The sequence below is a fragment of the Luminiphilus sp. nBUS_16 genome (assembly GCF_051201645.1).
Classification (GTDB): Bacteria; Pseudomonadota; Gammaproteobacteria; order Pseudomonadales; family Halieaceae; genus Luminiphilus.
Genome location: NZ_CP179205.1, coordinates 690,903 through 708,417, shown reverse-complemented (window position 1 = coordinate 708,417; position 17,515 = coordinate 690,903). Strand labels below are relative to the sequence as shown.

19 protein-coding genes are annotated in these 17,515 nt (G+C 53.3%); 5 read left to right on the top strand and 14 right to left on the bottom strand.

Annotated elements, in window-relative coordinates; translation table 11 throughout:
- Nucleotides 1-82 precede the first annotated feature (82 nt).
- Entirely contained in the window at nt 83-697 is a 615-nt protein-coding gene (locus ACMAY6_RS03245; protein WP_435214391.1) for a DUF938 domain-containing protein, read from the top strand.
- On the opposite strand, the gene ACMAY6_RS03240 is transcribed toward ACMAY6_RS03245, so the two are convergent.
- A complete protein-coding gene (locus ACMAY6_RS03240) occupies nt 684-1,406 on the bottom strand; it encodes an OmpA family protein (RefSeq protein ID WP_435214389.1) in 723 nt (240 codons plus the stop codon). The two genes, ACMAY6_RS03245 and ACMAY6_RS03240, sit on opposite strands and share 14 nt — an antisense overlap.
- Before the next feature lie 145 nt (nt 1,407-1,551).
- Here ACMAY6_RS03240 and dinB point away from each other — a divergent pair, with 145 nt between their 5' ends.
- Nucleotides 1,552-2,631 (top strand): DNA polymerase IV, encoded by a 1,080-nt coding sequence (gene dinB / locus ACMAY6_RS03235; RefSeq protein ID WP_435214387.1) that lies wholly within the window; start codon nt 1,552-1,554, stop codon nt 2,629-2,631.
- Between the two features lie 13 nt (nt 2,632-2,644).
- On the opposite strand, the gene ACMAY6_RS03230 is transcribed toward dinB, so the two are convergent.
- The 6 genes from ACMAY6_RS03230 to ACMAY6_RS03205 form a co-directional block, all read right to left on the bottom strand.
- The gene (locus ACMAY6_RS03230; RefSeq protein ID WP_435214385.1) at nt 2,645-2,953 is read right to left on the bottom strand and encodes an AzlD domain-containing protein; all 309 of its coding nucleotides are present in this window, start codon (nt 2,951-2,953) and stop codon (nt 2,645-2,647) included.
- Nucleotides 2,950-3,642, bottom strand: a complete 693-nt coding sequence (locus tag ACMAY6_RS03225) for an AzlC family ABC transporter permease (protein WP_435214383.1) — start codon at nt 3,640-3,642, stop codon at nt 2,950-2,952. The genes ACMAY6_RS03230 and ACMAY6_RS03225 overlap by 4 nt, the downstream gene beginning before the upstream one ends.
- A 3-nt stretch (nt 3,643-3,645) precedes the next feature.
- Nucleotides 3,646-4,086 carry a D-aminoacyl-tRNA deacylase gene (gene dtd, locus ACMAY6_RS03220; protein WP_435214381.1) on the bottom strand — a complete coding sequence of 147 codons (441 nt, stop codon included), beginning with the start codon at nt 4,084-4,086 and terminating at the stop codon, nt 3,646-3,648.
- Entirely contained in the window at nt 4,083-4,496 is a 414-nt protein-coding gene (locus ACMAY6_RS03215) for an HIT domain-containing protein (RefSeq protein ID WP_435214379.1), read from the bottom strand. Before ACMAY6_RS03215 ends, dtd begins: the two co-directional genes overlap by 4 nt.
- Nucleotides 4,497-4,506: 10 nt before the next feature.
- Entirely contained in the window at nt 4,507-5,076 is a 570-nt protein-coding gene (locus ACMAY6_RS03210) for a DsrE family protein (RefSeq protein ID WP_435214377.1), read from the bottom strand.
- A 100-nt stretch (nt 5,077-5,176) separates the two neighbouring features.
- Nucleotides 5,177-6,493, bottom strand: a complete 1,317-nt coding sequence (locus ACMAY6_RS03205) for a hypothetical protein (protein ID WP_435214376.1) — start codon at nt 6,491-6,493, stop codon at nt 5,177-5,179.
- Nucleotides 6,494-6,637: 144 nt separating this feature from the next.
- On the opposite strand from ACMAY6_RS03205, the gene ACMAY6_RS03200 reads away from it, so the two are divergent.
- Both ACMAY6_RS03200 and ACMAY6_RS03195 read left to right on the top strand, forming a co-directional pair.
- Nucleotides 6,638-7,009, top strand: coding sequence for a rhodanese-like domain-containing protein (locus tag ACMAY6_RS03200; protein WP_435214374.1), 372 nt, complete (start codon nt 6,638-6,640; stop codon nt 7,007-7,009).
- Nucleotides 7,010-7,029: 20 nt separating this feature from the next.
- Nucleotides 7,030-7,932, top strand: coding sequence for a DMT family transporter (locus tag ACMAY6_RS03195; RefSeq protein WP_435214373.1), 903 nt, complete (start codon nt 7,030-7,032; stop codon nt 7,930-7,932).
- Here ACMAY6_RS03195 and modC read toward each other — a convergent pair.
- The 6 genes from modC to ACMAY6_RS03165 form a co-directional block, all read right to left on the bottom strand.
- Nucleotides 7,924-9,003, bottom strand: coding sequence for a molybdenum ABC transporter ATP-binding protein (modC, locus tag ACMAY6_RS03190; protein WP_435214371.1), 1,080 nt, complete (start codon nt 9,001-9,003; stop codon nt 7,924-7,926). The two genes, ACMAY6_RS03195 and modC, sit on opposite strands and share 9 nt — an antisense overlap.
- Nucleotides 9,004-9,007: 4 nt before the next feature.
- Nucleotides 9,008-9,691: a molybdate ABC transporter permease subunit gene (gene modB / locus ACMAY6_RS03185; protein ID WP_435214370.1), complete on the bottom strand. Its 684-nt coding sequence runs from the start codon at nt 9,689-9,691 to the stop codon at nt 9,008-9,010.
- Nucleotides 9,681-10,472 carry a molybdate ABC transporter substrate-binding protein gene (gene modA, locus ACMAY6_RS03180; protein ID WP_435214368.1) on the bottom strand — a complete coding sequence of 264 codons (792 nt, stop codon included), beginning with the start codon at nt 10,470-10,472 and terminating at the stop codon, nt 9,681-9,683. Before modA ends, modB begins: the two co-directional genes overlap by 11 nt.
- Before the next feature lie 59 nt (nt 10,473-10,531).
- A complete protein-coding gene (locus tag ACMAY6_RS03175) occupies nt 10,532-11,392 on the bottom strand; it encodes a 2OG-Fe(II) oxygenase family protein (protein ID WP_435214366.1) in 861 nt (286 codons plus the stop codon).
- A gap of 3 nt (nt 11,393-11,395) precedes the next feature.
- Nucleotides 11,396-12,616, bottom strand: coding sequence for a NupC/NupG family nucleoside CNT transporter (locus tag ACMAY6_RS03170; RefSeq protein ID WP_435214365.1), 1,221 nt, complete (start codon nt 12,614-12,616; stop codon nt 11,396-11,398).
- 64 nt (nt 12,617-12,680) lie between these two features.
- On the bottom strand, nt 12,681-13,100 hold the full coding sequence (locus ACMAY6_RS03165; RefSeq protein ID WP_435214364.1) for a hypothetical protein: 420 nt from the start codon (nt 13,098-13,100) through the stop codon (nt 12,681-12,683).
- A gap of 301 nt (nt 13,101-13,401) precedes the next feature.
- Between ACMAY6_RS03165 and ACMAY6_RS03160 the strand changes: the two genes are divergently transcribed.
- Complete coding sequence (locus ACMAY6_RS03160; protein ID WP_435216099.1) at nt 13,402-14,214, top strand: S1/P1 nuclease; 813 nt, start codon at nt 13,402-13,404, stop codon at nt 14,212-14,214.
- Nucleotides 14,215-14,267: 53 nt separating this feature from the next.
- Here the strand turns inward: ACMAY6_RS03160 and ACMAY6_RS03155 are convergent, their stop codons facing one another.
- On the bottom strand, nt 14,268-17,318 hold the full coding sequence (locus ACMAY6_RS03155; RefSeq protein WP_435214363.1) for a TonB-dependent receptor: 3,051 nt from the start codon (nt 17,316-17,318) through the stop codon (nt 14,268-14,270).
- Between the last annotated feature and the right edge of the window lie 197 nt (nt 17,319-17,515).

The window sequence follows — 17,515 nt, the reverse complement described above, 5'->3', positions numbered from 1 at the left end:
ATCAATAGCCCTGTACGAGGTACAGGCCGGCGCTAGATAATGCGGGGATGCGAAGCAAGGTACAACCCCCGGAGTGTGCTCTATGACCCTTAAGGCATCCCCTGCCGCCGAGCGGAACCGGCAGTTTATTGTAGACGTGCTTGAGAGGACCCTCCCCGACACCGGGATGGTTCTAGAGGTTGCGAGTGGCACTGGGCAACACGCTGTTTATGCAGCACCCAAACTCAGCCCCCGGGTTTGGCAACCCAGTGACTGCTATCGTGACAGCCTCAACATGATTAATGACTGGTCTAACGCAGAACCCAGTACCAACCTGCGAGCCCCCCTTTTGCTGGATGTTTTAGAACAACCATGGCCGGTAGAGACCCAAGCTATGACGCCAGCAATCAGCGCTATGGTCGCCATTAATATGATTCACATTGCGCCCTGGCGATGCTGTGAGGCGCTCCTCGACGGCGCCCAACGCATCCTTCCACCCTGTGGTGTTTTGTATCTGTACGGACCCTTTAAGCAAAAGGGCGAACATACCTCCCCATCAAACGCGGACTTCGATCACAGTCTAAAACGGCGAAATCTCGAATGGGGTATCCGAGATCTTGAGGAAGTCACGCTAACTGCCGCAGAGCGACAGCTAGAGTTAATCGAGGTCATCCCCATGCCCGCCAACAACCTGTCAGTTGTTTTTAAGCGCCATTGAGTGTGACTTCTGCCACTTGGCGATGGCCAGCGCCCTGATCGAGCGCTATGTGCACTCGCCGCTCTAACGCATAGGCGTCGGTATCACCGTCATCCGCAAGGGCCTGGCTCTCTCCATGGGCCGACACCGTCATCCGATTCGTGGCGACACCGGCATCACGCAGCTGCTGTGCCACCCTCTCTGCCCGCGCTAGAGACAGAGCCATGTTGCTTGCTGAGTCGCCTCGGGGGTCGGCATACCCCTCAATCCGCACACTAAGCCCCTCGTTACGATTCAAGAAAGTGGCTAACAGGGCAAGCCGATCTTTGCCCCCCGCGGTTAAACGGCTGTCATTGGTTTTAAACAGCATTTCCAACTGGAGCTGCTCAAGAGCTAGCTTCGCAAAGCGTTCTTGCTCATGCTGCACAACTTCTAAGTCAGCGTTGACTTTGTTCAGCTCGGTGTAGGCCAAAGCCAAGTCAGCTTCAGTATCTGCGAGGGTCTGGGCTGTGGTCTCGAGCTGGTCTGCTGCGGCAACCTGATTGACCATCCAATCGGCGCCAATACCCCCCAAGACAAAACCGACCGGCCCCGCCGCCGCCGTAGCGACCACAAGGGTGGTCAGGGCAGTGAGGTCTTGTTTTGTGGCAGTTTCGAGGGCGGCAGCCGGTTGGGCGGCGAGTAGCGTTGAGAGTGTGAAAGCAGATGTTGCGGCCAAATAGTTTTTCATAACGAGCTCCTGATAGTTAAAACTGATGTAATCACCTTGATCACTTCCACAATTTAAACCCCTCAGAAGGTGCCAGCCGTGGCGCAATCTGGTTAAGCTGGGCCCAATTCTGCTCAAATATGGCAAGCCACAAAAACACAACGAAGTGAGCACCTTGCGAAAAATCATTCACATCGATGCCGATTGTTTCTACGCCGCCATTGAAATGCGGGACGATCCCAGCCTAACCAACCGACCCTTTGCCGTAGGGGGGAGCGCTGAGGGCCGAGGAGTACTCACAACCTGTAATTACCCCGCCAGAGAATTTGGCATTCGTTCAGCGATGCCCACGTCGCAGGCATATCGCCTGTGCCCAGATTTGATTGTGGCCCCGGTAAATATTCCAAAATATCGCGAAGTATCAGTACAAATGCATGAAATCTTTGAGCAGTTCACCGATCTCATAGAACCTTTATCGCTGGATGAGGCCTATCTCGATGTTACCGACAGCACCTTGTTTGACGGCTCAGCATCGCGGATCGCCGAAGCGATAAGAGAACAAATAAAAAATGAAATCAAAATCACCGTCTCTGCCGGGGTTTCGATTAATAAATTTTTGGCCAAAGTCGCCTCGGATTGGAATAAACCCGATGGCCAAAAGGTAGTCACGCCGGATGAAGTTGATGCGTTCACAGCAGCTCTAGAAGTGCGGGCAATTCCTGGAGTTGGTCCAGTTACCGCGGAAAAGCTCAATCGAATGGGCTTTCACAAGTGCACTGATCTTCGCAGAGCCGAAGCCAGAGTGCTAAAACGACGTTTCGGTAGTTTCGCCCAAACGTTGATGGAGCGCGCCCATGGGCGGGATAGTCGACCGGTAAACACCAGCAGAATTCGTAAGTCTATAAGTGTGGAGCACACTTACACGCACGACCTGCCGAACGGGCAGCCTTGTTACGACAAACTGCCGGGCCTACTCGAGGAGCTCAGCGGCCGAATCGAGAAAAGTAAGCTGGCGCCAAGGATTCAAAAAGCCTATGTGAAAATAAAGTTTAGTGATTTCTCAACCACAACCGTCGAGCGCGTGGGCACTGCTGCCACACTGACTGACTATCAAGAGCTGCTAACAGATGGCCTTGTAAGACGCGATCTACCGGTGCGCCTGTTAGGTCTTGGCGTGCGCCTCAGTCCTGACTTTCCTGAACACTTCGAACAGCTGCCTCTGCGGATGAAACATCACGATCACTGAGCTCCTCAGGCCATCACATTAAATAACCCAAGCCCCAATACACACCCATAGCCGTTACTAAGACGTAAATGTGGTTTCGGGTAAGAAGTGCAACAACTGCGGCTGTGGCCAGCCCTGCCCACTCGTAAACTTTGGGTCCATGCCCACCCTCAGGGCTCAGTAGCATTGTCATTACCAAAGCAGCCATGACAGCAGGTCCGACATATTCCAATGCCTTCAGAGCCAAGGGTGGAAAGGTGTGATTAGACAACAATAAAATAAAGACAGCGCGCATCGCGTAGCTGCCCAGACCCATAATCAAAATAGTTAACATAATCGTCATCGGCGAAAACGCTCAAGTAGCAACCCCAGCAGTAACCCGGCTAAGGCAGCAAACAGAAGTCCACTCCGATTGGGCATGTCAGCCAACAAAAAAGTGACCAACATGGCGAAGACCGCAACCACGGCTTTTTGCCAGCTGTTAATCGTAGTGGCCAACAGCCCCATGAATAAAACCGGCGTTGCAAAGCTAATATCTAAGCCTTCAGGTAATACTGGCCCGACAAACAGACCCAAGGCTGTAAAGGTCATCCAAAACATCCAAAACGTAATACCCGCCGCCAAATAGTAATGGCGGAAATCGGAGGCTGGCAGCTCTTGCTTACCCACGCACAGCGCAAATACCTGATCAACCAGCATGTAAGGTGCCAACCATCGAAACCACCGCGGCTGCAGCTGCATGACCGGCGCCATAGAGAACGAATAAAAAAGATGCCTAGCACCCACCACCAGTGCCGCAGTAGCAGCAGCAGCAACAGACGCGCCCTCTCCCAGAAGCGTGATCAGTGTAATTTGCGCCGCACCCGAGAACATAACGGGAGATGAACTCCAGCCCAGCCAGATCGCCATCCCGGACTCCCGCACCGCCAAACCAAAAACCAAAGCAAAGGGGATGGCAGGTATCACCAAAACCAATGCATCGAGGAATCCGCGCCGACCGTAATGGTGTTGAAAGCTATGAGACTCAGGCATCACTCAGGTTTCTAATAAAAAGGTAACAGGGCCGTCATTGACCAGACTCACCTGCATATTGGCGCCGAAGCGTCCTGTTGCAATGTGCCCAGCATGCTGTGCGCCTATTAATTCCACAAACTCGTCAAACAAAGCACGAGCGATTGCAGGCTCCGCAGCACTGGAGAAACTTGGACGCGTGCCTTTTTTGGTGTCGGCAGCCAAGGTGAATTGAGACACCAGTAGTAGATCTCCCGCCACATCGCGTATGGACCTATTCATACGATCTTCGTTATCGCCAAACAAACGGTAGCCAAGGAGGCGTTCCACCATACGCTCGATTTTGTCGTTATCGTCCTTTTTTTCGACGCCAACAAGCACCAAAAGGCCCGAGCCAATGACTCCAACGCGCTCACCCGCTACCTCGACTGCGGCTTCAGTAACCCGTTGAACTAAACACTTCACAATCGAGGCAACTCCAGACGCAGACGATCAATGGTGCTTATAAGCGACCCACTGTCGTAGGGCTCTGGCGTGCCAATACCCCATACCGGTGCCGGCCATGCGTGATCGCGGGTGTAACGTGCCACAACATGTACATGCAGCTGCGAAACGACATTACCCAAAGCCGCCGTATTTATTTTTTCAGCGTTGAAGAATGCGTGCACAGCCTCCCCCAGCAAGAGGGTTTCGTTGAGTAGCGCTACCCGGGCGTCCGCGCCCAGATCAAACCACTCTGTAACCCGGGGAATCCGCGGCACGAGTATGAGCCAGGGGAATCGCGCGTCATCCATAAGAAGCACATCACTAAGCCCCCAGCGGGCCACGAAATGGGTATCCGCGGCTAACCGGGAATCGAGCTCAAAGCCAGTCATCGCCCTAGGCCTAAAACGGGATTAAGGTATAGCCCTCGTGCTGCAAACGCACGTGAGCCCCCATGGCTGACAAGGCCACGATAATATCAGGTCGTATCTCACTCCATTCAATGTTTCGAAAGGCTACCGTTTGGCCGCAAAGGTAAATCTTAACCCCGGCCTTATGCAGTTGGTTCAGCAACTCGGTGTTGGGATTGGGATCGTTGAACCGCGCTTGATAAGCCTCATCAGACAATAAGTCATTGGCGGCCATGCCGTGCACAACAACCGAAAACTCGATGTTTTCCTGTGGCATGCCCTGCTGGGCGTACATATTAAGGAACCGCGCCACAGAGGTGAGCTTGAGGTTTCTATCTCCGGGAAAATCTGCGGTTTTCCCGATATCAATGGACACCTTATAGCGCGTGTCTGGGTCCAAACTGTAAAAGCCTGCCGGTGGGGTTAAAACGGGGCCGAAGTCGGGGATCGCTGGACCCATCATCGGCGTTTTTCGGGTCGCCTCTTCCTGAGCAAAGATACCTGCCGATAAGGCCATACCTCCAGAACAGCAAATCGCCAATATTAAATGTCTCAACAGCATCGTTACTCCTCACTCACCGGTCATCGGCAGCGCATGTTACTAAACTTTATCCATAATACGACCTCACCACCTCCTACGAAGTGAGAAGTCGGCGTGGCGATCAAGACTGCTCTGCACCGCGCTCCAAGGCTCTTGTATGGGTAATCCAGCCCTGTAAATAATACGAAAAACGTCGAAGGTGGCCTCGCAACTCGTTATCTAGGGCTTGGATGGCAGCGTCGCCTCCCTGAGCACTGATCAGTGCAACCACATCAGCCTCGAATTCATAGCCCACCCATTCAAAGCTAGGATCACTCACATAAAGCGAAGGCACTCGCTTTGACAGGACCTCATCTAAACCCGGGCCTAATGCCACTGACTGAGCCGTCAAATCTGACACAACGCCCTCCGGAGTGAAGCACGCAGTCTGAGGCTCTGAAATGGCCAAAAGCAACGGCGCCTGCCAGGCACCCTCGTGCATAAGCGCCAGCACCCGACGGTATTGATAAGACTCCAGCACGCCATGTCGATTGGAGACAAGTTGAATCAGATCATTCGTCTCGCCCATTACTACCGACCACAACGCAGACAACAAATCGACGCCCGGCAACGGATCTGTATGGTAAGGCTGCGTTAGGTCGCCAACGTAATGCAGCGCCCAACCCATAAATCGCCAACCCCAATATTCATGCCCACTGGCAAAAGCCAAGCGAGCTAACGCTTCATATTGTTTTATCCGCCATAGCGGCAACGTTCGCTTGAGACTTGGCTGCGCAAGTTCAGTCACCGCGTCTAAATGGTAAAAACCCATGTGCAGCGGTGCCTGAGAGCCATAAGGAAGATTGGGATTACCAAAAGGTTGCTCCCCAAGCCCGTATCGAGCTCCCACGTCGGTGTCGTTATTACTATAAAGCCCCACATCCATGCCAAGATCAGGCTCGTCACTGGCGCTGGCCAAAATATAAGCGGGGCTAACGCGTGTCCCCGGAGTCAGCGGCAAATAGATGCGCTCCTGTGCCGAGTCTCCGCTGGGTAGATAAGAGAGGTCTGACCAGCCCAGAGTTTCACTGTCAGGCGAGATGACATCGCCGGCCATAACTTGGCGGTACAGCCCGTAATCTAACCGCGGGCTGATTCTGAGAGCACCAATAAACTGACCGCGAAAATCTTTTTTATTTAACGCATCGAAGCTCAGTTGCGCTGGCGTCGGTGGGTATTCTGGGTCGTCTTCAATCATTGCGATCTCTAACCGCGTCAGAACTTCAGCAATACCCTCAGCCTCAGCCTTTAAAAAGGCATCCAGTGGCTCCACCACGACTCGTGACTGCATCAATGTGGCATCTGTGCGCAACATGGGCCACGCCAGGCTGGCATGGTCCGACCAAGCCGTCGCTTGATGACAAGCCAGCAGAGATACCGCAAAAAATATAGATCGCATTCGCGAACCCCAACAGGAAAAAGAATAGCCAAACTCGCAGTTTTAGGGTTGTAATACAAGTCAGGACAGAAGTGTACGCGCCTAGACGCTAGGAACAGACAAACGGCACGCCACCACTCGTGTATTGCAGGAGACCTACCCAATATGAAGCCAACGTTTCTTGGACTGCTCTTCCTTTTATTACCGGCCCTAGGAGGTGCTGAAATGCCTGACAAGAACACGCAGTATGCCGTGGCACTGATTCATGAGGGTGCCACCGTGATCGATGTAAGAGCGCCGGCTGAAATCGCCGAGGGAGCCCTCCCTGGCGCACTGGCGATTATTCACACCGACATCGTCGCCGGGGTCAACGCGCTGGAACTGCCTGCCGATGCCCCTCTTGTGCTGTACTGCCGTAGCGGCAATCGCTCTGGCATAGCCACAGCAGCCTTACAAGCTGAGGGCTACACTCAGGTCACCAATGGCGGAAGTTATTTGCTTCTGGCAGCTGCTCTCGAGCAGCCGCCAGCGACTTAAGCGCCCGGCATTACGCGCCAATGAATCCGGAACCATCGGACCGGCGAGCGGTGGCTTTTGGTTTAGGCGCCGTCGTACTTTGGAGTACCGTCGCAACCGCCTTTAATTTAAGTCTCGACTATGTCCCGCCTCTGACTCTGGTCACCCTGGCGAGCATCACGTCATGGCTTTTTCTCGGAGGCATCTTACTTTTCTCGGGTGATCTGGGAACCCTGAATCAAATCAAAATTTCAGAGTGGCTTCGGCTCTCGGCCTTAGGTCTAATTAATCCAACGCTTTATTATTTTTTGCTGTTTGGAGCCTATGCCAGACTGCCAGCACAAGAAGCTATGGCGATTAATTACACTTGGGGGCTGGTACTACCGTTGCTCGCGGTCCCCCTGTTGGGGCAGGCGCTAAAACGGCGGGATATTGGCTGCGCCGCCATCAGCTACTGTGGCGTGTTTGTCATTGCAACTCGAGGGGACGTGCTGTCCTTTGAATTATCCGATCCCACAGGCGTGGGATTAGCAATGGCCTCAACGGTTTTGTGGGCGCTTTACTGGATAGGCAACACAAGAATCAGTACGCCACCGATTCAAGGTCTATTCGTTGGGTTCACGGCTGCCACTGTGGTGCTGCTCACCCTAGCCGGGCTTACCGGTAGCTTGGTTAATCTGCCCTGGCAAGCTCTGGCAGGCGGCCTATACATTGGCTTTTTCGAAATGGGGCTGAGCTTCATTCTTTGGCTCAAAGCCATGAAGCTGACCCAAAACACGGCGCGTATTTCGACGCTCATCTTTCTGTCACCCCCGCTCTCTTTGATTTTAATTTGGGCGCTTTTGGGTGAGGCCATTAAAGGCTCCACGTTAGTAGGGTTGGCAATGATTCTGACGGGGCTCGCTATGCAGCATTGGCGGCGGCCGCACGACCCATCAGTCTGAAGCGAGAGATGCAGTTTTGAGGAGGGCAAAAACGTGCTGAGATTCGCGCAGATTCATTTCATCCAAAGACGCCCGGGTCATACGGACACGAAGACTCTGCCCATCTACCGCGACCAAAACATCGGCAAAAGGCGATGCCACGTCGACTCGAATAGCCGTCACCACCGCCGGTAAAACATTGCGAATAGAAATTCCCTGAGGCTTGGTTAGAGCAATAGCGACATCTGTGGCAAAGACCCGAATTCGTACGTCCTCGTTCGGTTTGGCGACCAAACCCGATAGCGATAGCGACTGGCCCCCAAATCTTAGGGAAGTCAGCTGATAGTCAAGGTCATGGCTGGTGACCCTGGCTGTGATAATCGAACTCGCTTCCTTTCTGCCAGCCACCTCAGGTAAATCCAGCTGCGCCAATACTTCATTTACCAAACCCAATGCCGCACACCGACCCCCACGAAGTACCAGTAGCTGATCGGCCAGCTGCGTCAATTCATCAAGGGTATGAGCGACGTAGAGCGTGGGGATTTTGAAACGATCGATAACTTGGCGTAGATACGGCAACAGCTCAATTCGATAGCCCATATCTGCCGCCGAGAGTGGTTCATCCATTAGCAGAAGTTGGGGGGCACTCATCAGTGCTCTAGCGAGTGCCACCCGCTGCCGCTCTCCTCCCGAGAGGCCTTCAGGGCTGCGCGCAAGCAACTTCTCCAAGCCCAATGTTTTGATCACTTCCTTATGGGGTAGTAACTGCCCCGCGGCGCGATCCGCAGCAAAGTCTAAATTACCCATCACCGTGAGATGGGGGAATAAACGAGCATCCTGAAAAACCATTCCTATACGGCGCTTGTGTGGCGGCACAAAGATACCGCGTGAGGTATCCAGCCAAGGGCTGCCACCAAACTCAATGACGCCTTGTTCCGTCTGGTCCAATCCGGCAAGAAGCCGCAACAGGGTCGTTTTACCTGCACCATTATTCCCGAGGACCCCGAGCACGGTATCAATGTTTAACTGCTCAGTAATTTGCAGTGAAAATTCACCGAGGGTGCTTTGCAGATCAACCCGTAGTGCCGTCATCTCTTTAAACCCCAGATCCCAAGCGGAAGGAGGAACGACGATTCAGACCGTAGACCACTAGCAGCACAACAAAAGAAATTCCCAACAAAATAGCGGCCATGGTGTGGGCGCTACCATAGTTGAGGGTTTCAACTGCCTCGTAGAGCGCCACCGACACCACCCGGGTCTCCCCGGGGATATTGCCACCGATCATTAACACCACACCGAACTCCCCCAAAGTGTGCGCAAATACCAGCACGGCCGCGGTGAGATACCCGCGTCTAGACAGCGGCAGGACCAATCGAAAAAAACGGTCTAATGGCGCGGCGCCCAGGGTGGCCCCAGCCTCAATAACCCCCCGGCCAACACTTAAAAACGCGCCTTGAATCGGTTGCGTCGCGAAAGGCAGGGAATAGATAACCGATGCAATAACGAGCCCTGTAAAACTAAAATTCAATGACTGTCCCGTCAGAGTCAGCCACCAAGCTCCGGGACCACCTCCCGGCGAGAACAACAACAGCAAGTAAAAACCCATCACGGTGGGGGGTAATACCAAAGGCAGAGCAACCAATGCCTCAACCCAGCCGACCCAAGGCCGTTGAGAGTTCGCCAACCACCAGGCCAGCGGCGTTGCCACGACTAATAGGATCGCCGTGGTTATCCCAGCCAGCTGCGCAGTCAGCACGAAGGCTTGCCAATCAATATTCATGCTGTTGATCACCCCCCACTGCCACATAACCTTGAGCACTCAGCATAACCGAGGCTTTTTCGGATAACAGAAATCCTCTGAAACTTTGAGCCGCGGGATGCAGATTTTGATGTTTTATGAGTACCAGCGCCTGCTCAATAGGCTGGTGCCAGTCCTCAGGCATAACCCGATATTGTTCTCGGGGAATGCCTTGTGCCAAGACTTGGGATAGCGCGACGAAACCACCGGGGACTGCCCCTGATGCGATCTGAGTAAACGTCGCGCTAATATTTTGCCCCCTCACGATCCGCAGGTTCGCTGACTGCGTTGGGAAGCGCGCTATGACGTCTGAAGCAGCTCGTCCGTAAGGTGCCAGTAACGGATTGGCCAGAGCCACACTGTCAGCGGCGGTCAAAAACGCCGCAGGGTCAACATTTTCACCATCGGGAACCCACAACACCAGCCTGCCTAGGGTGTAAATGGCGTAGCTCTGGCCAATACCAAGATTCTTGGCGACCAATGCCTGAGGGCGTTCGGTGTCTGCCGACAAAAATAAATCGATAGGCGCACCCTGAGTAATTTGCGCATAAAGCAGGCCCGTAGAACCCATAACAAGTCTGACCGGCACACCGGTCTTTTCGGTAAAGCTCGCGGCCAACTGCTCGGCAGCGCCCGCGAAGTTCGCCGCCACAGCAACCGCCAAGGGTCTATCGAGGAGCGCCTCCGCGTAAGTGGCCGTACCGTGTAGGCTCAGAGTTACTAGCGCTAAGTGCCTAACCCATCGCGTGAGCAATCTCGTCATACCTGCACCTCGATTCCCAAACACCATAGATATGCAGAGCAAGGATTCACAGCGCAGGCTTAAGAAGATGAGGCCGGTAGCACACCTAACTCCCCCAAGCGCTCCTGCAGATAGCTTTCTGCGGTATAGCGGGTCGACAGCTTTACCTCAGGACGCGGGTGAAGAAATAAGGGTAACGACATGCGTCCATCGGTATGCGACTTGGGGTTGTGAACCACCCGGTGGGTCGTAGAGGGTAACCAGCCACTCAAAACCTCTTGCAACATATCGCCGATATTCACAAGCAGTTGTTCCGGTTGATTAGGGGCCTTAATCCATTCGCCGTCTCGTGTCCGAATTTCCAGCCCAGGCCCATCTGCCGCCGGTAGCAACGTCAGCAAGTTAATGTCTTCGTGAGGGGCGGCCCGAGGAGCCGACAGGGGTTCAGGCATTGGAGGGTAGTGCAGCACCCGCAGCATGCTTTGACGACTGCCCTCAATCATACCGCTCAGGGGCTCACTCAAATTGGCCATGACTTCTGGGGGAGCCTCGCGCTCTATGTGGGCCAGAAGCTCACTGGCAAAATCAACGGCCTGCTGAAAGTGAGTGGCGAGGCAAGTTTTGAGCTCTGGGGGACAACGACCCCAAGAGTAATATTGAAAATACTCTTTAAAATCTCGCTGAGTACTGCCCTTGGCGTGCTCCGCCACCTGCAAGGAAAAATAACCGTCTTGCTGCACCGGATCCATTACATAATTTTTGGCCACACCCGCTAAAAAGTAGTCGCGCCACTCGCCGTAAATGGTGCGCACACGCGCCATGTCTAGGGGGTGATCGACCAAAGCACCGAAGCCATAATCTTGCAAAGAATCGACAAAGAGACGGGCGAAATTGGGGTCCTTGCAGGAAATCAGTGGAATGACAGACTGTTGGGCCGCCACGATCTATGCGCCCAATGACAAAAAGAGACCGGCGAGTGCCGCGCTCATCAAATTGGAGAGCGTCGCGGCGAGCAATGCCCTTAATCCAAATCGGGATATTTCATCTCGACGCACTGGGGCAATCGCGCCCAAACCGCCCAATAAAATCGCGATCGAAGATAAATTCGCGAAACCGCACAGGGCAAAAATCGTGATCGCCGATGCAACTGGGGAGAACTGGTCAGCGATATCTGTAAAAGCGACATAAGCCACAAATTCGTTCAATACTAGCTTTTGTCCGATCAGGCTTCCCGCCATGGCCGCCTCAGACCAAGGTACACCCAACAGCCAAGCCAGCGGCCTAAAAATAATACCCAACAGTCCTTCCAATGAAAGATCTGCAAATCCAACCAGAGAACCACCCCAACCCAACAGGCCGTTGACTAGGGCAATCAGACCGATAAAGGCTATTAACATTGCCGCAATAGCCCCAGCCATGCGAAACCCATCCATAGCCCCACTGGCTGCGGCATCAACAAGATTGATATAACTGTCCCGCTCAGGACCTTCACCGCGTTCGGGACGGACAGGAACATTGGTTTCAGGCTCAATTAGCTTCGCCATCAAGAGCCCCCCGGGGGCGGCCATAAAAGACGCTGCCAGAAGATATTCTAGTGGGATACCCAAAGCAGCATACCCAGCCATCACCGACCCTGCGATCGACGCCATCCCGCCCACCATAATGGCAAACAACTCAGATGACGTCATGCCGGCGAGGTAAGGACGGACAACCAAGGGCGCCTCTGCCTGACCCACAAAAATATTTGCCGATGCCGACAGCGACTCTGTATGGCTGGTACCCAAGATCTTTTTTAATGCACCGCCGAGTGTTCGGATGATCCAGTGCATGACACCAATGTGATACAGAACTGCAATTAAAGCACTAAAGAAAATCACCACCGGTAACACGCTGAACGCAAAAATAAAGCCCAGATTGCTGTCGACAGAAACCAGCCCTCCAAACATAAAATCGATACCCGCGCGACTGAAACCCAACAAGGCCGCTATTTGATCGGAGGCAATATTGAGGCCCGCCTGGCCCCATTCGCTAAACAGAGCGACGTAACCAATAAGCACCTGAAGTGCGAAGGCTAAGCCCACGGTGCGCAGGTTGATCGCCCGTCGGTTAGAAGACAGCAGCCATGCCACTAGGAGTAAAAAGCCAATACCTAAAAGACTGTTCATGAACTCTGCCTTAAACCTAAAAACCAACTCACCCTACGGATTTTCACTCTCAGGCGTTGCCTCACTAAGCCGCTGGACTCGAGCCAGGCTCTCGCGGGCTTGAGGCATCACACTCAGCCGATTCGCCAGCGGCAACCGCGGCCTCTAGCAGCCCTAAAAAAACCTCATAATCAGCGCCGCAAGCCGCCAACGCCTCGGCCCCCAACAACGTTCTGAACCGATCACCTCGCTGCTCAACAACCACTGGAAGTTGATCTGTAGTATGCGCCGCTAAAGCCGCACTCTGCTCATCACGATGTAACCATTTAAGCTGGCAAGACAACCCCGAATCTCTGCGCCACGCTGCCTTGCCCGCGGGGTTCCATCCATGACTGATATCACACAAAGCGCAACGCCGTACACCCGCGAGCTTCCCTAGGACATAGCCCACTTCCCCTGCGAGGGTTCCATCAGCATCATAAATCGCAAAATAGTGGGCGGTCATTGTGTACTCCGAGCACCCCTTGGTGGCTGAGGAAAATTAATGGGATCTGCAAGCTGTCGAATAATACCCTATGACAGATTAAACCCACACCGCTGGCGTTAAAACGGCTGCTTCGTTTGCGGCTACTCGTTTTGATCAATGAGTCGTGAAGGCCGGTTTAGCGGGGGCGGCCACGAAATGCTGGTGAGCCAGTGTTTTAGCGACTTCTGGCCCTTGTCTTTCGATGCTAAATTCTGCTGTGAAAAATCGCTGATCTGAGGCAGGGTATACCGTCCGTTTTTTAGGGGTCATAAAAGTGTCAATGGGTCTACTGAGAAAGTCTGTATTTTGCGCAGCGACAGCATTTTCGGCGCTACTTTGCGGTTCTGCACAGGCATGGTGGGAAGATGGACACCAGAGAGTCTGTGACTTGGCAATGGCGCAAGTACAATCTGCCACCCGGGCAGCACTTGCGAACCTGCTTGGTGAGCCACTGGGAAAGCAGTGCAGTTGGGCTGACGAGATTAAAGGTAAACGCCCCGACACAAAATCATGGCATTACCTCAATGCTCCTCCAGACACACGGCGCATCAGCGCGGTCCCTCGCCCCAAAGGCGGCGACATCATCTCTGCGCTGATCGAACAAACTTCTCTCATGAAGCACGGCTCCACCCACCAACGCCGTGAAGCCGTATTGTGGGTAGGCCACCTCGTGGGTGATCTGCATCAACCCCTGCATTTGGGCTACGCCAGCGATTTAGGGGGAAATACCTATCGGTTACAGCTACCCGAAGGACTGGGCAAGCAATTGCAGGAAAAACGAGACACAGTCAGCATGCACGCAATATGGGATGGTCTAATTCTTCGCTACGAAAATGATGGCGGCCAAGCGCCCAGCTTAGAGACTATCGAAGCGCCCTCCTTGGAGGACCCTGAGGCAGCGATCTTGGCCTGGGCCGATGAAACACTCACCGTACTTAACGATCCCAACGTTCATTACCGCCATGGCACCAGACTGCAGGCCCTAGACAGTCATTATTTAACCAGCAATCGTCCCGCGGTCGACCAGCAGATCTATCGTGCTGCGAAACGCCTCGCCGCCCTGCTTGATTGGGCCTTCAGCACGAAAAGCTGAGCAAAAAAAAGGCGCTTTATTAGCGCCTTTTTTCGCCGAGCCTTCAGGCACCTCTAGAACCGGTAGTTCATGCCCACGCGAATTTCCCAAAGCGAAGCGTCGCCAATGCGTGTTTGAGCCTGCCCGTTAGCCTGCTGATCCTGAGTCACGCCATAAGGGAAGATAGGCTTTTCCATGATCCCCCAATCATCGTTGATCAGGTTAGTGAGGTTATCAACCACGATGAAGGCACTGCCCTTGTGTCCGTCAGAAAATCCGGGGAACTCCTGCGAAACACGCAGATCCACTTTAAACCAACTGCTGCCCTCCTCTTGGTTACGTGTACCCGGCTCGACGAGAACGTGGTCAACGAAATCGAGATAGGGTGTAAAACCGTAGGCCCCAATGGTGCCATCAGCCCCTTCAAGCGTAATGCTGTAGGGGTAGCCGGAATTACCTTGGGCAAAGAGTGTGAACCGAGTGGCGTTATTGCCAAACCATTCGGTCGAGTAGTTGAGCACTGCGGTAAAGCGATGCTCAATATTGTAGTTTGACGTAGACAAGACCTCTTCTTCTGGGTCATAGAACGTGCGATTGACGTAGTTGGAAAACGCCACCGATGACGTCATGGGGTTCACATCTTTGGCATCCGTCCAAGCGTAGCCAAGACGCATATCAAGACCAAAATCCCAGGCCTTGAACAAACTCACCGATAACGATTCCGACTCATTGCCTTTGGAACTGTTGGTCAAGACAAAAGACGAGGTTCGAACACTGTCGTAAATCGGATAGCCGTTACCAAAGTCGTTGAACTCGCCCGTGAATTCAAGATCGCCGTGTTTGTAGATGGCCGTGTCCTCACCGCGGGTAATTTGAGCGTCGGCACTCAACACGTAGCCGTTGCCCATCTCCCAAGTTGCGCCCAGCGCGTACTTCCATTCTGTCGGTGCTTCAAAGTCGGGATCGAGGTAAACAATCTCAAAGTTACTGCCATCCCCTGCCGCAACCTGCGCTGCAAGGTTTTCAGGAACACCATAGCCCGGCCCACAGGTGGGAGCAGTATCTTCACAGTAGACATAGTTTTGGGCAAATAGATCGACCCCGGCCCGATCGGGACCACGGTCCTGCGTCTGTACTGCCGTGGTGTTGGTGTTGGAGTAGACGTTGGAATACCAAACATTCGGATTACCACCTGAGAATAAGCCAATCCCGCCGCGAACCGTTACTGCGTCAGAAGCGTCCCAGGTGAAGCCGAAGCGCGGCAACAACAAATCGATGCCGTCAAGAGTCGCTGTATTCGAGAAGCCATAGTCAGCCACAAAATCGGCATTCTCATTTGGCACATCATCGGTTTCGTAGTAGTCATAACGCAGACCAAAGGTCAGCAATAGGCTGTCGGTCAGCTGCCACTTGTCTTCAATGTAGAAGCTGCTGACGTCGTAGCTCCAATCAACCGCGGCATCGAGTTCGTTGTTGCTGAGGGCGTTACCGTAATAAACCCGAGCGGCTAAACCATTTTCAAAGTCATCGATACTGTTGAACCGCAGCTCGGTGTCAGTATGCTGATAAAACAGGTTGTACACCTCAATAGACTCTCTTTCGAAGCCACCAGTAATCGTGTGATCACCCAAATTATAGTAGCCACGCAATACCATCTGATCCGTATCCCACTCAAGATCATTGGCTTGACGGCTGTCATCTTGGCCCATATAGACCGTCACGCCGTCACCAGCGCGAATTTGGACTTCACCAAAATCTGGACCGGAAACCGACTGCTGAAGAAAGTCTACGTTGCTGATGGAGTAGCGCACTTCGGTGGAGAAATTCGCGGTCCAATCAGAGTACCAGTTGAGGGTATACGAGGTGAGTTCAGAGCCCCGCTTATAGAAGTGCTTATCAAATTCAAATTCGTTCAGGTCACCGTCTGAGGGCGAAAAGTTGAAGGAATCGTTATACATGTAGGTGAAGGCAAGGCGCTGAGTATCCGTGGCATACCAGTCAATCTTCGCCAGATATTTCTCGTCTTCAAAGTCGAAGGCCTCGGCGACGGTTCGACCCGCTTCATAACCGTAAACATCGCTGGCGATTTGTGAAATACGATCCAATTCTGCCTGTGAGATCAGCACCTCATTGACTGCACCCGAGCCAATGGAACCACGGTCATTGAGGTCCGCACCGTCGTACTTTTCATAAGCACCGTAAAAGAACAGCTTATCTTTTATCAATGCCCCCCCGAGCTCAAAACCCCAACGGGTTTCTTCGTAATCCTGAGATTCAATGCTATCGCCCTCAAGCTTGTCACCACGCAGGGAGTCGGAGCCATAATCAAAAAATACCGAGCCCGACAGCTCATTGGCGCCGGTCTTAGTCACGGCATTGACGTTACAGGCGGAAAATCCACCGTAAACAACACTCATAGGTGCCATCTCTACTGCCACACTAGAAATCGCGTCGTAGGGAAAAGGCATGCGCTGGGTCGGATACCCATTGCTGTTTAGACCAAAGCCGTCGTTGAGGCGAATCCCGTCAACAGTGAGACTGTTAAAACGCGGGTTGGCGCCGTTGCACTGAATGGCGTCGACATCGCCGCGGGATTGATCGACGAAAATTCTTGGATCTTGCTGAATGACATCGGTGATGTTGCGATTAATGGCGGGGGAATCTTCTAGGCTTTTTAGATCAAAGACAGCATTCGGTCCAATCGCGGTTTCAGCCACAGCGATCCGCTGACCGACCACAATAACCTCCTCCTCTGTACTCAATGCGTAATTGAGAACCGCTTGTTGTCCCACCGCCAGCTGCAAGTCATCGGTCATGGCCTTTTGTAGGCCATTAGCGTCGACACTGACGTCATAGGTGACCCCGGCTGGAAGCCCTCTCACAGAGTAATAACCGCGCTCGTCAGTCGTGACCCGTTTTTCAATACCAGTGCGCTGCGATGTAATCACGACATCAGCGCCGGCAACCGCTGCGCCCGACATATCGGTCACGCTGCCGCGCACCATGGCTGACGTTTCTTGGGCATACACCGTGCCGTGGAAACCGGTAGCAGTGACCACCGCAGCCGCAGCAATAGCGCGGACTAGGGCTTTACGAGCGAAAAACCTTTTGACAGGTGACGACATGAATAATCTCCGGTGTGTTAGCGAGGCGCAGGTATAAACAGAGTGGCTATGATGCGATAAAAATTAAGGTTTTTGATGGAAAGTTCCCTATTGTGCCCAACTTTTCACACATTTTTTCCTCCTGCTGTTCAGTCAGTCGTAATGTCTAGAATTTGGCGACAAAAAAACTAGTCTTGCGCAGCGGCTCCGATCCAAAT

What these genes read in the sequence shown, in the direction of transcription:
- ACMAY6_RS03245 (WP_435214391.1), top strand. Translation starts at nt 83, where the DNA reads ATGACCCTTAAGGCATCCCCTGCCGCCGAGCGGAACCGGCAGTTTATT.
- ACMAY6_RS03240 (WP_435214389.1), bottom strand. Translation starts at nt 1,406, where the DNA reads ATGAAAAACTATTTGGCCGCAACATCTGCTTTCACACTCTCAACGCTA.
- ACMAY6_RS03230 (WP_435214385.1), bottom strand. Translation starts at nt 2,953, where the DNA reads ATGACGATTATGTTAACTATTTTGATTATGGGTCTGGGCAGCTACGCG.
- ACMAY6_RS03225 (WP_435214383.1), bottom strand. Translation starts at nt 3,642, where the DNA reads ATGCCTGAGTCTCATAGCTTTCAACACCATTACGGTCGGCGCGGATTC.
- ACMAY6_RS03215 (WP_435214379.1), bottom strand. Translation starts at nt 4,496, where the DNA reads ATGACTGGCTTTGAGCTCGATTCCCGGTTAGCCGCGGATACCCATTTC.
- ACMAY6_RS03210 (WP_435214377.1), bottom strand. Translation starts at nt 5,076, where the DNA reads ATGCTGTTGAGACATTTAATATTGGCGATTTGCTGTTCTGGAGGTATG.
- ACMAY6_RS03205 (WP_435214376.1), bottom strand. Translation starts at nt 6,493, where the DNA reads ATGCGATCTATATTTTTTGCGGTATCTCTGCTGGCTTGTCATCAAGCG.
- ACMAY6_RS03200 (WP_435214374.1), top strand. Translation starts at nt 6,638, where the DNA reads ATGAAGCCAACGTTTCTTGGACTGCTCTTCCTTTTATTACCGGCCCTA.
- ACMAY6_RS03195 (WP_435214373.1), top strand. Translation starts at nt 7,030, where the DNA reads ATGAATCCGGAACCATCGGACCGGCGAGCGGTGGCTTTTGGTTTAGGC.
- modC (WP_435214371.1), bottom strand. Translation starts at nt 9,003, where the DNA reads ATGACGGCACTACGGGTTGATCTGCAAAGCACCCTCGGTGAATTTTCA.
- modB (WP_435214370.1), bottom strand. Translation starts at nt 9,691, where the DNA reads ATGAATATTGATTGGCAAGCCTTCGTGCTGACTGCGCAGCTGGCTGGG.
- modA (WP_435214368.1), bottom strand. Translation starts at nt 10,472, where the DNA reads ATGACGAGATTGCTCACGCGATGGGTTAGGCACTTAGCGCTAGTAACT.
- ACMAY6_RS03170 (WP_435214365.1), bottom strand. Translation starts at nt 12,616, where the DNA reads ATGAACAGTCTTTTAGGTATTGGCTTTTTACTCCTAGTGGCATGGCTG.
- ACMAY6_RS03165 (WP_435214364.1), bottom strand. Translation starts at nt 13,100, where the DNA reads ATGACCGCCCACTATTTTGCGATTTATGATGCTGATGGAACCCTCGCA.
- ACMAY6_RS03160 (WP_435216099.1), top strand. Translation starts at nt 13,402, where the DNA reads ATGGGTCTACTGAGAAAGTCTGTATTTTGCGCAGCGACAGCATTTTCG.
- ACMAY6_RS03155 (WP_435214363.1), bottom strand. Translation starts at nt 17,318, where the DNA reads ATGTCGTCACCTGTCAAAAGGTTTTTCGCTCGTAAAGCCCTAGTCCGC.